Origin of the sequence: Pseudomonas sp. Irchel s3a12 (assembly GCF_900187485.1) — a bacterium.
GTDB classification, from domain to species: domain Bacteria; phylum Pseudomonadota; class Gammaproteobacteria; order Pseudomonadales; family Pseudomonadaceae; genus Aquipseudomonas; species Aquipseudomonas neuropathica.
On record NZ_FYDN01000002.1, the window covers coordinates 168,093 to 180,473 of the forward strand.

Below are 12,381 nucleotides of genomic sequence, written 5' to 3' on the forward strand. Positions count from 1 at the left end.
TTTTATCTTTTGAGATAAGCATGCAAAATAGACGTACCGTCGCCATCGGTTTTATCGGAGCCACCCTTGATCGCGTCGGTAAAGGCGCCAATCGCTGGAGCCATTGGCGGCCGAGCGTGGGCCTCTGCCAGCAGCCGGATGTGCTAATCAATCGGCTTGAGCTGATTCACGGCATCGACGCCCGCGACGTCAGTCTCGCCGAGCGGGTGCGCGCCGACATCCAGCAGGTTTCACCGGAAACCGAAGTGCGCCTGCACTCGATGGCGTTGCGCAATCCGTGGGATTTTGAAGAGGTCTACGGCGCGCTGCACGATTTCACCACTGCCTACGCGTTCGACACCGAACGCGAGGACTACCTCGTCCACATCACCACCGGCACCCACGTCGCGCAGATCTGCTGGTTCCTGTTGACCGAGGCGCGCTACCTGCCCGCTCGCCTGATCCAGACCTCCCCCGCCAAGCGCAAGAGCGAAGACGAGCACGCCTGCGGCACCCATGCCCTGATCGACCTCGACTTGTCGCGATACGATCGCATCGCCTCACGCTTTGCCAATAAACGCCTGGAAGGACTGGCATTTCTGAAATCCGGCATCGCCACACGCAATGCCGCGTTCAACCGTTCCATCGAGCAGATCGAACGCGTTGCGGTGCGCTCGAAAGCCCCCATGTTGCTGATCGGCCCGACCGGTGCCGGCAAATCCTTTCTGGCTCGACGCATCTACGAACTCAAACGCAACCGCCATCAGATGCAGGGCCGCTTTGTTGAAGTCAACTGCGCCACCCTGCGTGGCGACGGCGCGATGTCGACCTTGTTCGGCCACAGCAAAGGCGCCTTCACCGGCGCACAGAACGCCCGCGACGGCCTGCTGCGTGCGGCCGATGGCGGCATGCTGTTTCTCGATGAAATCGGCGAACTGGGCGCCGACGAGCAGGCGATGCTACTCAAAGCGATTGAAGAAAAACGCTTCTTTCCACTGGGTTCTGACAAGGAGGTGGAGAGCGACTTCCTGATCATCGCCGGCACCCATCGCGACCTGCGCAGCCGGGTCGCTGAAGGCCTGTTTCGCGAAGACTTGTACGCACGCATCAACCTCTGGACGTTCGACCTTCCCGGCCTCGCCGGCCGCCGCGAGGATATCGAGCCGAATATTGATTTCGAGTTGCAGCGCCATGCCCGTGAGCATGGGCAATTGGTGCGCTTCAACCTTGAAGCACGCCGCCGCTATCTGGCCTTCGCCAGCTCTAGCGAAGCGGCGTGGCTGGGCAATTTCCGCGAACTGTCTGCGTCGATCACGCGCATGGCGACATTGGCGGATAGCGGGAGAATTGATGAGGCGCAGGTGCAGGAAGAGATTGAGCGGTTGCGTTATGCCTGGGGCCTGACCCAAGAGGGAAGCAAGTCAGAAGATTTGCCAGGGAATGAAGAGAGCATGGATCTGTTTGACCGCTTGCAGTTGCGGGCAGTGCTTGAGGTCTGCCGGCAAGCAGACAGCCTGTCAGATGCCGGTCGCCGCTTGTTCGGCATCTCACGCCTGGCCAAGGCGCAGCCTAATGATGCGGACCGCTTGCGCAAGTACCTGGGCCGGTTCGGGATTGAATGGAGCCAGTTGTCGCCGTAGATCTCTGAGACGTATAACGCCTGGCCACCTTACTTGACCGGATGCCGCTGGTCTGATGTACCGCACCTTCGCCCTGTGAGTTCTTCCAATGCAGTACATCCCCGACCTGGAAGACAACCTCATGAACAAGCGAATGATTGCTATCGGATTGGCAAGCCTGCTTTCACTGTGCCCACTGTTTTCCCTTGCGGCTGAAAAAACAGGCGGCTCCTCAGTTCCAGCCACTGCGATTCCCGGCGTAAACCAAGGCGGAACCGAGTCAAAAGAAGACAAAGCTGACAAGAAAGGTGAGGAAGCATCCGGATCAAATTCCGGTGCCGAGGCACACGAAACACAGAAGGATGCCAACACCTCGAGCGATTCCGCAGATATCAAAAAACCCAGCCAGTGAACCGCTGCTCTTGGCCGATGAACAGATGGTAGCGCCGAGCCATGAATGCTAACGTTCCCGGCCAACATTCAGGGATGGCGTGCCATGTTCAATCGGTTTCTGGCGACAACGGCAATACTGCTCACTTTCAGCTTTGCAGCACACAGCGCACCCTTGCCCAGCGAATATCTGGAAGAGTGCCAGCGAGTCGAAAATTCGGCCAAAGCCATCATGAAAGCCAGGCAAGGAGGCGTGCCCCTCTCTTCCGTTCTGGAACTGGCCGACAACGCAGGAAAGGAGAGCGAGTATGTGGGTAGTTTGTACAAAGCCTTGATCGGGCAGGCCTACGACATGCCGAGGGAGTCGGACGCGAGGAAGCAGGAGAAGGTGGTGGCTGACTTTCAGAAAACTTTTTATTCGCTTTGCATCGATTCGGCGCAGAAAACGGCGAATGGAAGAAGCTGACGGGGAATGCTCTTCTATAGAGAGCCAAAAATCACTGCGCATGAAAAAGCCCAATCTTTTCAGATTGGGCTAAGTCATTGAATTATATGGTCGGGACGGAGTGATTCGAACACTCGACCCCTAGCACCCCATGCTAGTGCGCTACCGGACTGCGCTACGCCCCGACTGGTTTTGCAACTGTTCTTCACCTCGAAGAACGCTCAAGAATATAGCGCAAGCGTTTGAAAACTGGAAGTATTCAAACGCTGCTTTTTATTTCTTGAGAACCACCAGCACATCTTCCAATTCGGCAATCATCTGCCGAATCATCTGCTTGTATTGGGTCGTGTCGTCTTTGGCTTCATCGCCGGACAAGCGCAAGCGTGCGCCGCCGATGGTGAAACCCTGATCGTAAAGGAGCGCGCGGATCTGCCGGATCATCAGCACGTCCTGGCGCTGATAATACCGGCGGTTTCCGCGGCGTTTGACGGGGTTGAGTTGAGGAAACTCCTGCTCCCAGTAGCGCAGCACGTGTGGCTTTACGGCACACAGCTCGCTGACTTCACCAATGGTGAAGTAGCGTTTGCCCGGGATGACGGGTAGTTCGTCGTTATGACTTGGTTCCAGCATAAGCCTCAACTCGGGCCTTCAACTTCTGCCCTGGACGAAAGGTGACCACACGGCGAGCCGTGATCGGGATTTCTTCCCCCGTTTTCGGGTTGCGGCCAGGCCGCTGGCGTTTGTCCCGAAGGTCGAAATTGCCGAAACCGGACAATTTGACCTGCTCGTTGTCTTCAAGAGCGTGCCTGATTTCCTCGAAAAACAGTTCTACCAATTCCTTGGCTTCCCGCTTGTTCAGGCCCAGCTCTTCATACAGACGTTCCGCCATCTCAGCTTTCGTCAAAGCCCCCATACGTCACTTCCTTAACGTGGCGTTCAACCTTTGTTCGAGCGAGGTGAGGATATTTTGCGTCGTCGAATTCACCTCATCGTCATTAAGAGTGCGCGATGGATGCTGCCAGGTCAAGCCAACTGCAAGGCTTTTTCTATCAGGATCAATGCCTTTACCCTGATACACGTCAAACAGCCTGAGATCCGTGAGCCATTCGCCTGCATTTTCACGGATTACGTCCAGTACGGCCGCGGACGCGACGTCTTTGTGCGCAATCAGTGCAAGGTCACGACGCACTTCAGGAAAGCGCGACAACTCGTGGAATTTCGGCATTTTACCGAGTGCCACTTCAGCCAGAACCAGCTCGAAAACGAAGACCGGACGGTCCAGACCCAAGGCTTTCGACAATTCCGGGTGAATGGCGCCGATGAAACCGACTTCACGCCCTTCGCGCTCAATGCGCGCGGTTTGACCAGGGTGCAACGCAGGGTGTTTGCCCGGAGCGAAGGTGAACGAATCCAGTGCACCGGCAAAGCCCAGCACCGCTTCCACGTCAGCCTTGACGTCGAAGAAATCAACCGTGTCGCGACCTTGCGCCCAACCTTCCGGCAGCCGGCTACCGCAAACCACGCCGGACAGCATCGGCTCTTGCTTCAGGCCTTCGAGCTGACCGACGAAGCGCAGACCGCTTTCGAACAGACGCACGCGATCTTGCTGACGGTTGAGGTTGTGCTGCAGCGCCTTGACCAGGCCCGGCCACAGCGACGAGCGCATGGCAGCCATGTCATTAGAGATCGGATTGGCCAGCAACAGCGGCTCGACGCCCGGATTGAACAGTTCGAACTGACGCGGATCGATGAAGCTGTAAGTGATCGCTTCCTGATAACCACGCGCTACCAGCAGGCGACGCAGTTCCGGCAGATCGCTACGCGCTTCAGCTTTGGCTTGTGGCGCCAGACGCGCTTGCGGGTAACGAACCGGCAGACGGTTGTAGCCGTACAGACGCGCCAGTTCTTCGATCAGATCGACTTCCAGACTGATGTCGAAGCGATGGCTTGGCACTTCTACGCGCCACTGGCCTTCGCCATTGGCAGTAATACCTAGACCCAGACCGCCGAGCAAACGCTCAACCTGCGCGGAATCCATTTCCATACCGAGCATCTGGGTGATGCGCTGGGAACGCAGAGTGATCGGCGCGATCGACGGCAGATGCTGCTCGCTGACGGTCTCGATGATCGGGCCGGCTTCGCCGCCAGTAATGTCCAGCAGCAGGCCAGTGGCGCGCTCCATGGCTTCACGGGCCAGTTGCCAGTCAACGCCACGCTCGTAGCGGTGCGACGCATCGGTGTGCAGGCCGTAGGAACGAGCCTTGCCCGCCACAGCGATCTGGTCGAAGAACGCACTTTCCAGGAATACATCGCGAGTGGTCGCGGAGACACCACTGTGCTCACCACCCATCACACCGGCAATCGCCAGCGCGCGGGTGTGGTCGGCAATCACCAGCGTATCGCTACGCAGGCTGACTTCCTGACCGTCGAGCAGTACCAGCTTCTCGCCCTCCTCCGCCATGCGCACACGGATGCCGCCATTGATTTCGGCGAGATCGAAAGCGTGCAGTGGCTGACCCAGTTCGAGCATCACGTAGTTGGTGATGTCGACGGCAGCGTCGATGCTGCGCACGTCAGCGCGACGCAGACGCTCCACCATCCACAGCGGCGTCGGCTTGGACAGGTCAACGTTACGGATAACGCGGCCCAGGTAACGTGGGCACGCGGCAGGCGCCAGCACTTCTACCGAACGCACTTCATCGTGCACGGCAGGAATGGTCATGACCACTGGACGGGTCACTGGTGCGTCGTACAGCGCGCCAACTTCACGGGCCAGACCGGCTAGGGACAGGCAGTCGCCGCGGTTCGGGGTCAGGTCGACCTCGATGCTGGCGTCTTCCAGATCCAGGTACACACGGAAGTCTTCGCCCACCGGTGCATCGACCGGCAGTTCCATCAGACCGTCATTGCCTTCACCGATCTGCAGCTCGGCTTGCGAGCACAGCATGCCGTTCGACTCGACGCCGCGCAGCTTGGCCTTCTTGATCTTGAAGTCGCCCGGCAGCTCAGCGCCGATCATGGCGAACGGAATCTTCAGGCCCGGACGCACGTTTGGCGCACCGCACACGACCTGGAAAGTTTCCGCGCCATTGCTGACCTGGCACACACGCAGCTTGTCGGCATCAGGGTGTTGCTCGGTGCTCAGCACCTCGCCCACCACCACACCACTGAAAACACCGGCGGCCGGGGTCACGCTATCGACCTCAAGGCCCGCCATCGACAGACGAGCAACCAGCTCATCGCGATCTACCTGCGGGCTAACCCAGCCACGCAGCCATTGTTCACTGAATTTCATCCTGCTCTCCTAAGAATTCGTTACGACTAGCGAAATTGCGCGAGGAACCGCAAGTCGTTGTCGAAGAACAGACGCAAGTCGTTCACGCCGTAACGGAGCATGGCCAGACGCTCGACACCCATGCCGAAAGCAAAACCGGAGAACTCTTCCGGATCAATGCCGGACATGCGCAACACGTTCGGGTGAACCATGCCGCAGCCCATCACTTCCAGCCAGCCAGTCTGCTTGCAGACACGGCAGCCTTTACCGCTGCACATCACGCATTCCATGTCGACTTCAGCGGATGGCTCGGTGAACGGGAAGTACGAAGGACGGAAACGTACGGCCAGCTCTTTTTCGAAGAATACCCGCAGGAATTCTTCGATGGTGCCTTTGAGATCGGCAAAATTGATGTCGCGATCAACCAGCAGGCCTTCGACCTGGTGGAACATCGGCGAGTGGGTGATATCGGAGTCGCTGCGATACACGCGGCCTGGGCAGACGATGCGGATCGGCGGCTGCTTCGATTCCATGGTGCGGACCTGTACCGGCGAGGTATGGGTTCGCAGCAGCATGTTGGCGTTGAAATAGAAGGTGTCATGCATCGACCGGGCCGGGTGATGGCCTGGGATGTTGAGCGCTTCAAAGTTGTGATAGTCGTCTTCGACCTCAGGGCCTTCGGCAATGCCGTAGCCGATGCGGGTGAAGAACTGCTCGACACGTTCCAGAGTCCGGGTCACCGGATGCAGACCACCGGAGGTCTGACCACGGCCCGGCAATGTCACGTCAATGGATTCGGCAGACAGTTTGGCAGCCAGTTCGGCTTCTTCAAACAGAGCCATGCGCGCATTGAGAACGCCTGTAACACGTTCCTTGGCAACGTTGATCAGGGCGCCGACTTGCGGACGCTCTTCTGCCGGCAAATTCCCCAGGGTCTTCATCACCTGAGTCAATTCGCCCTTTTTGCCAAGGTATTGAACCCGGATTTGCTCCAGGGCATTGATATCTTCAGCGCTTTGCACAGCCTCTAGTGCTTGAGAGACCAGCGCATCCAGGTTTTCCATGTACAGACTCCAGATACAAAATAGGGGAAGAGCTTGAAGGCTCTTCCCCTATTTAAGACGTTTACCACCTGACCCCACGGAAGTGAGGCCGGGTGATTGTCGGGGGTACTTAAGCCAAGGTGGCTTTAGCTTTCTCGACAATCGCAGCAAACACCGCTTTTTCGTTCACTGCCAGATCAGCCAGAACCTTACGGTCGATCTCGATGGACGCTTTTTTCAGGCCAGCGATGAAACGGCTGTAGGACAGACCGTTAACACGAGCACCAGCGTTGATACGAGCGATCCACAGAGCGCGGAACTGACGTTTTTTCTGACGACGGTCACGGTAGGCGTATTGGCCTGCCTTGATTACCGCTTGCTTGGCAACACGGAATACGCGGGAGCGTGCGCCGTAGTAGCCTTTAGCAAGTTTCAGAATTTTTTTGTGACGCTTACGGGCAATGACGCCACGCTTTACACGAGCCATGAGTTACTTCCTCTATTCTTGACTAAAATTAACGAAGGCGCAGCATGCGCTCGACTTTTGCCACGTCAGACGGATGCAGCAAGCTGCTACCGCGCAGTTGACGCTTACGCTTGGTCGACATTTTAGTCAGGATGTGGCTCTTGAAAGCGTGCTTGTGCTTGATACCGTTAGCAGTTTTCAGAAACCGCTTAGCAGCACCACTTTTGGTTTTCATTTTTGGCATGTTCGGATACTCCGCATTCAGTTGATAAACATAATCAGAAGGCCTGCCGTGCCCTGTTGATTACTTCTTCTTTTTCGGGGCGATGACCATGATCAGCTGGCGTCCTTCCATCTTAGGATGCTGTTCGACCGAACCGTACTCGAGCAGGTCAGCTTCAACCCGCTTGAGGAGTTCCATCCCCAGCTCCTGGTGGGCCATCTCACGGCCGCGGAATCGCAAGGATACCTTGGCCCTGTCCCCATCACTCAGGAAACGTACCAGGTTGCGCAGTTTTACCTGGTAATCCCCTTCCTCCGTCCCTGGACGAAACTTGATTTCTTTAACCTGAATCTGCTTCTGGTTTTTCTTGGCTGCGGCAACCTGTTTCTTCTTCTCGAAGATCGATTTGCCGTAGTCCATCAGTTTGCAAACAGGGGGTACTGCATCGGCGGAAATTTCCACCAAATCCAGTTTGGCCTCTTCAGCCTTAAGAAGCGCGTCTTCAATTGACACAATCCCAAGCTGTTCACCTTCAGCCCCAATTAACCGAACCTCGCGTGCCGAGATATTCTCGTTGATCGGGGCTTTCGGTGCAGCTCGTTTATCTTGTCTCATTTCACGCTTAATAATAATTACTCCGAATCTGGGCGACCACGCCGGGAAACCGCTTGCGCGAGAAACTCAGCGAACTGGGCGACGGGCATCGAGCCCAGGTCAGCACCTTCACGAGTACGCACAGCGACAGTCTGCATCTCGACTTCCTTATCTCCGATTACCAAGAGATAGGGAACCTTGAGCAAAGTATGCTCGCGGATTTTAAAGCCGATCTTTTCATTTCTCAAGTCGGACTTGGCACGAAATCCGCTTTCGTTGAGAGTTTTTTCAACTTCTGCAACAAAATCTGCCTGTTTATCAGTGATATTCATGATCACCGCCTGCGTTGGCGCGAGCCAGGCAGGGAACGCACCTTCGTAGTGCTCGATCAGAATCCCGACGAAACGCTCGAAGGAACCGAGGATCGCACGGTGCAACATCACTGGGTGTTTGCGGCTGTTGTCTTCAGAGACGTATTCAGCGCCCAAACGGACAGGCAGGTTAAAATCGAGCTGCAGAGTACCACATTGCCAGACCCGACCAAGGCAGTCTTTCAGCGAGAACTCGATCTTCGGACCGTAGAACGCGCCCTCACCCGGCTGCAGATCGTACGGCAGGCCCGCAGAATCAAGGGCTGCAGCCAATGCAGCTTCAGCGCGATCCCACAGCTCGTCGGAACCGACGCGTTTTTCCGGACGAGTGGACAGCTTCATCTCGACATCGGTAAAGCCGAAGTCACGATAAACGTCCATGGTCAGCTTGATAAACGCGGCGGACTCAGCCTGCATCTGCTCTTCGGTGCAGAAGATGTGGGCGTCGTCCTGAGTGAACGCACGTACGCGCATGATGCCGTGCAGCGCACCCGATGGCTCGTTACGGTGGCAGGCACCGAACTCGGCCAGACGCATCGGCAGCTCGCGGTAGCTCTTCAGGCCCTGATTGAACACCTGCACGTGGCATGGGCAGTTCATTGGCTTGATCGCGTAGTCGCGGTTTTCCGACTGCGTGGTGAACATGTTGTCGGCGTAGTTGGCCCAGTGCCCGGATTTCTCCCACAGGCTGCGGTCAACGACTTGCGGCGTCTTGATTTCGAGGTAGCCGTTGTCGCGTTGGATCTTGCGCATGTACTGCTCGAGCACCTGGTACAGAGTCCAGCCGTTCGGGTGCCAGAACACCATACCCGGGGATTCTTCCTGGGTGTGGAACAGGCCCAGACGCTTGCCGATCTTGCGGTGATCGCGCTTTTCAGCTTCTTCGATGCGCTGAATGTAAGCCGCCAGTTGCTTCTTGTCTGCCCAAGCGGTGCCGTAAACGCGCTGCAACTGCTCGTTCTTGGCGTCGCCGCGCCAGTAGGCACCGGACAGCTTGGTCAGCTTGAAGGATTTCAGGAAGCGCGTGTTCGGCACGTGCGGACCGCGGCACATGTCGACGTATTCTTCGTGATAGTACAGACCCATGGCCTGCTCGTTCGGCATGTCCTCGACCAGGCGCAACTTGTAGTCTTCGCCACGAGCCTTGAACACTTCGATCACTTCGGCGCGCGGAGTGACTTTCTTGATGACGTCGTAATCTTTTTCGATCAGCTGTTGCATGCGCTGTTCGATAGCGGCCATGTCGTCCGGAGTAAAAGGACGTTCGAAGGCGATGTCGTAATAGAAGCCTTCGTCGATGACCGGCCCGATGACCATTTTCGCAGTCGGGTACAGCTGTTTGACCGCGTGACCCACCAGGTGCGCGCAGGAGTGGCGAATGATCTCCAGCCCCTCTTCATCCTTTGGCGTGATGATTTGCAGGGTCGCGTCGCTGCTGATGATGTCGCTGGCGTCGACCAGTTGGCCATTGACCTTGCCGGCCAGTGTGGCTTTGGCCAGACCGGCACCAATGGATGCGGCGACCTCGGCTACGGAAACCGGGTGATCGAATGAACGTTGACTGCCGTCGGGAAGAGTAATAGTTGGCATGGCGCCTCCTCTCCTAGTGGTGACCCCTACCAAAGGTCACGTGGGTTGGGATGAGCCAGTACAAGATCCGATCCAGGCCATTCAATGACGAACGCCTGCCTTACAGCGGCAGGAGCCTTGCGGCCAACCGGAAAACCGAACCAGAGTGACTGGGATTCAAATCGAAAATATTCGCACGTTGACCGCTGCCGGGACTGAAGGTCATCCGGCGCCTGAGAACGCTTGAGCTCGGCATGCTAGCACAGATGAGCGGTCACTTATGCCTCTGTTTGATCAGAAGGCAAATCGTCTGTTTTTATGCCAGAGTGCTGAACTTGATAGGCCTTTCAGCCCTCAGATAACAAGACATTGACCCACAAGGAGCATCCTCGCATGCGTCTGAATACCCTGTTCGCCGTAGTCGCCCCTATCGTTATGTTGCTGCCGCTGAGCGCCCACGCCGACTGGCCGAAGGGCGAACGCGAGAAGTACATGGCCCAGTGCACCCAGGCGGCGACCCAACAAATCGGTGCTGCGGCTGCCAAATCCCATTGTGCTTGCGGCGCTGACGCCATCAAGTCTTATCCAGCGAGCGACATTCAGGCGCTGATGGACAACAAAGCCACTCCTGAATTGCAGCAGAAAGCACTGGGCCAAATCGCCAAATGCAAGGCAAATACTCCGGCGAAAAAGTGATCAAAGAAGTCTTCTGAGTTGGCTCAGCGCCGCTAAAAAGGGCTGAATTTGAGCCTTTTCAGATGATTTATGCAGGTTTTACAGGTTTTTTTATCGTCTTTACGTTCCGCCAAAAGCCTTGTAAACCGGGGCTTTCAGCCGATAAAGGCAGTAAAGAAAACACGACTGATTGGCAAACAGCACGTCCGGGGGGCTACCAAAGCGAACATTTCGACTATGATACCCGGGTGTGCCCAGTTGGCCTGAGCAGCACAGTACTGAAAAATATATGTTTCTTGGAGATACACCATGTCTAATCGCCAAACCGGCACCGTTAAGTGGTTCAACGATGAAAAAGGCTTCGGCTTCATCACTCCTCAAGGTGGCGGTGACGACCTGTTCGTACACTTCAAAGCTATCGAATCCGACGGTTTCAAAAGCCTGAAAGAAGGCCAGACCGTCTCTTTCGTGGCTGAGAAAGGCCAAAAGGGTATGCAAGCTGCACAGGTTCGCCCAGAGTAATTTCTGCGCGCACTAAAAAAACCCCGTCCATGTGACGGGGTTTTTTATGCCTGCAATAAAAGCCTTCGCTAATCAGCCGCAGTTGACACGAGTGATCACCAGGTTGTTGTCGGTGTTCAGATTCAAGCGATCGGAGCGGTACTCGAGCGTGATCATGTCGTTCGGCTTGAGGAAGCGAGCATTTTGCGCCCCGGCTTTGTTGCGCGCCTGCTCCAGCAACTCTGGCGAAGCTTTCTTGCCAATGGCGAACTCCGCCGCCGATGCTTCACAGCGGCTATGACCGGCTTCGGTCGCCACAGATTCCTTTGCCGACTCGCTGGAGGTCGTGCTGCAACCGGCCAACATCACAGCGGCCATAAGTGCACCCAGTGTCGCGAACTTCAAAGGCATGAAGCCTCCTTGTTTTCAAAATGGTTAAGCTGAGATCGTGCGACCGCCATTCAAGCGATTGGTTTCACAGCCAAGGCCATCACCCTGCCCCACGACCGGAAAAGCGCCGAGTGTGCCTGAGCGGCACGTACCACTTCATCAATCAATCGTGACTGAATATTAACGGTGCTCAATAGACATCGATGTAGTCATACGGCGGATTCGGCCAGTTCTCCTTCAACGCGTTGAAAATCTGCATCACCCACACCTCATCACTGGCCGCGACGTTGCCCACGTAGCCCGAGCCCTTAGCCCAGGTTTCCAGGCGAAACAGCAAACCGTCGATATCCTGCCCACCGGTGATACCCGAAGAAATGTAAGCGATACCGCCCTTGGTCACGCGCAGCTGCGTGTGTTCGTCATCACTGGCCGAGGCGAGCAACTGGCGCACCGCGTCGAGCGTGAGGCCGTCAGGGGTGTTCAAATCGATCTGCACAGCACAATCCTTGGAAGCCTTAAAAGACCAAGTGTCGCATAGCGCTCCGTTCATGCCTAAGTCGCAGTGCCAAACGCCCGACAAAATGGTTAACTCAAACCCAAGATCTTCCGACTATTCGAGCGCTCTCATGACCACCATCAGCATCGACGCCGCCATTAATGCCAAATGGGCAGACGGACACAGCTCTTACAGCCCGGGAACCACCGAGGAGCTTGCGCTGATTGGTATCGATCTATTGGTCAAGGAGCTGGGCACGGAGGCGGCTCAGCAATTCATCAAGCAGATTTTCGAGCGCTACCCGACCGAACAGGTTGAACACACTGAGAGGGTGTAAAAACCCGCA

16 protein-coding genes and 1 tRNA gene are annotated in these 12,381 nt (G+C 56.4%); 6 read left to right on the top strand and 11 right to left on the bottom strand.

Annotation, left to right across the window (positions count from 1 at the left end; genetic code table 11):
* The first annotated feature begins 20 nt into the window (after window positions 1-20).
* From rtcR to CKW14_RS04325, 3 genes are all read left to right on the top strand, one after another.
* Window positions 21-1,619 carry an RNA repair transcriptional activator RtcR gene (gene rtcR / locus CKW14_RS04315; protein WP_095124805.1) on the top strand — a complete coding sequence of 533 codons (1,599 nt, stop codon included), beginning with the start codon at window positions 21-23 and terminating at the stop codon, window positions 1,617-1,619.
* Between the two features lie 121 nt (window positions 1,620-1,740).
* On the top strand, window positions 1,741-2,010 hold the full coding sequence (locus CKW14_RS04320; protein ID WP_095124987.1) for a hypothetical protein: 270 nt from the start codon (window positions 1,741-1,743) through the stop codon (window positions 2,008-2,010).
* A gap of 84 nt (window positions 2,011-2,094) precedes the next feature.
* Window positions 2,095-2,454, top strand: coding sequence for a hypothetical protein (locus CKW14_RS04325; protein ID WP_095124806.1), 360 nt, complete (start codon window positions 2,095-2,097; stop codon window positions 2,452-2,454).
* Window positions 2,455-2,541: 87 nt separating this feature from the next.
* Here CKW14_RS04325 and CKW14_RS04330 read toward each other — a convergent pair.
* The 9 genes from CKW14_RS04330 to thrS all read right to left on the bottom strand — a co-directional run bounded on the left by CKW14_RS04330 (window position 2,542) and on the right by thrS (window position 9,994).
* Window positions 2,542-2,618, bottom strand: a tRNA-Pro gene (locus tag CKW14_RS04330).
* A gap of 88 nt (window positions 2,619-2,706) precedes the next feature.
* Window positions 2,707-3,063 carry a MerR family transcriptional regulator gene (locus tag CKW14_RS04335; RefSeq protein ID WP_003179985.1) on the bottom strand — a complete coding sequence of 119 codons (357 nt, stop codon included), beginning with the start codon at window positions 3,061-3,063 and terminating at the stop codon, window positions 2,707-2,709.
* Window positions 3,044-3,346, bottom strand: coding sequence for an integration host factor subunit alpha (gene ihfA, locus CKW14_RS04340; RefSeq protein ID WP_002553164.1), 303 nt, complete (start codon window positions 3,344-3,346; stop codon window positions 3,044-3,046). Before ihfA ends, CKW14_RS04335 begins: the two co-directional genes overlap by 20 nt.
* Window positions 3,347-3,349: 3 nt before the next feature.
* On the bottom strand, window positions 3,350-5,728 hold the full coding sequence (gene pheT / locus CKW14_RS04345; RefSeq protein ID WP_095124807.1) for a phenylalanine--tRNA ligase subunit beta: 2,379 nt from the start codon (window positions 5,726-5,728) through the stop codon (window positions 3,350-3,352).
* A 26-nt stretch (window positions 5,729-5,754) separates the two neighbouring features.
* A complete protein-coding gene (pheS, locus tag CKW14_RS04350; RefSeq protein WP_003226365.1) occupies window positions 5,755-6,771 on the bottom strand; it encodes a phenylalanine--tRNA ligase subunit alpha in 1,017 nt (338 codons plus the stop codon).
* Window positions 6,772-6,880: 109 nt separating this feature from the next.
* Window positions 6,881-7,237, bottom strand: a complete 357-nt coding sequence (gene rplT / locus CKW14_RS04355; RefSeq protein ID WP_007913489.1) for a 50S ribosomal protein L20 — start codon at window positions 7,235-7,237, stop codon at window positions 6,881-6,883.
* 28 nt (window positions 7,238-7,265) lie between these two features.
* Window positions 7,266-7,460, bottom strand: coding sequence for a 50S ribosomal protein L35 (gene rpmI, locus CKW14_RS04360; RefSeq protein ID WP_002553160.1), 195 nt, complete (start codon window positions 7,458-7,460; stop codon window positions 7,266-7,268).
* Between the two features lie 60 nt (window positions 7,461-7,520).
* Window positions 7,521-8,072: a translation initiation factor IF-3 gene (gene infC, locus CKW14_RS04365; protein ID WP_170947229.1), complete on the bottom strand. Its 552-nt coding sequence runs from the start codon at window positions 8,070-8,072 to the stop codon at window positions 7,521-7,523.
* The gene (gene thrS / locus CKW14_RS04370; protein WP_007913488.1) at window positions 8,072-9,994 is read right to left on the bottom strand and encodes a threonine--tRNA ligase; all 1,923 of its coding nucleotides are present in this window, start codon (window positions 9,992-9,994) and stop codon (window positions 8,072-8,074) included. The genes infC and thrS overlap by 1 nt, the downstream gene beginning before the upstream one ends.
* Before the next feature lie 372 nt (window positions 9,995-10,366).
* On the opposite strand from thrS, the gene CKW14_RS04375 reads away from it, so the two are divergent.
* On the top strand, window positions 10,367-10,669 hold the full coding sequence (locus CKW14_RS04375) for a hypothetical protein (RefSeq protein ID WP_095047633.1): 303 nt from the start codon (window positions 10,367-10,369) through the stop codon (window positions 10,667-10,669).
* A 288-nt stretch (window positions 10,670-10,957) separates the two neighbouring features.
* Window positions 10,958-11,170 (top strand): cold-shock protein, encoded by a 213-nt coding sequence (locus CKW14_RS04380; protein WP_003179963.1) that lies wholly within the window; start codon window positions 10,958-10,960, stop codon window positions 11,168-11,170.
* A 72-nt stretch (window positions 11,171-11,242) separates the two neighbouring features.
* Here CKW14_RS04380 and CKW14_RS04385 read toward each other — a convergent pair whose 3' ends face one another.
* On the bottom strand, window positions 11,243-11,560 hold the full coding sequence (locus CKW14_RS04385) for an I78 family peptidase inhibitor (protein ID WP_034152742.1): 318 nt from the start codon (window positions 11,558-11,560) through the stop codon (window positions 11,243-11,245).
* Between the two features lie 169 nt (window positions 11,561-11,729).
* Window positions 11,730-12,035 carry a hypothetical protein gene (locus CKW14_RS04390; RefSeq protein WP_095047634.1) on the bottom strand — a complete coding sequence of 102 codons (306 nt, stop codon included), beginning with the start codon at window positions 12,033-12,035 and terminating at the stop codon, window positions 11,730-11,732.
* Window positions 12,036-12,165: 130 nt separating this feature from the next.
* Here CKW14_RS04390 and CKW14_RS04395 point away from each other — a divergent pair, with 130 nt between their 5' ends.
* Complete coding sequence (locus CKW14_RS04395; RefSeq protein WP_077571950.1) at window positions 12,166-12,372, top strand: hypothetical protein; 207 nt, start codon at window positions 12,166-12,168, stop codon at window positions 12,370-12,372.
* The last annotated feature ends 9 nt before the right edge of the window (window positions 12,373-12,381 follow it).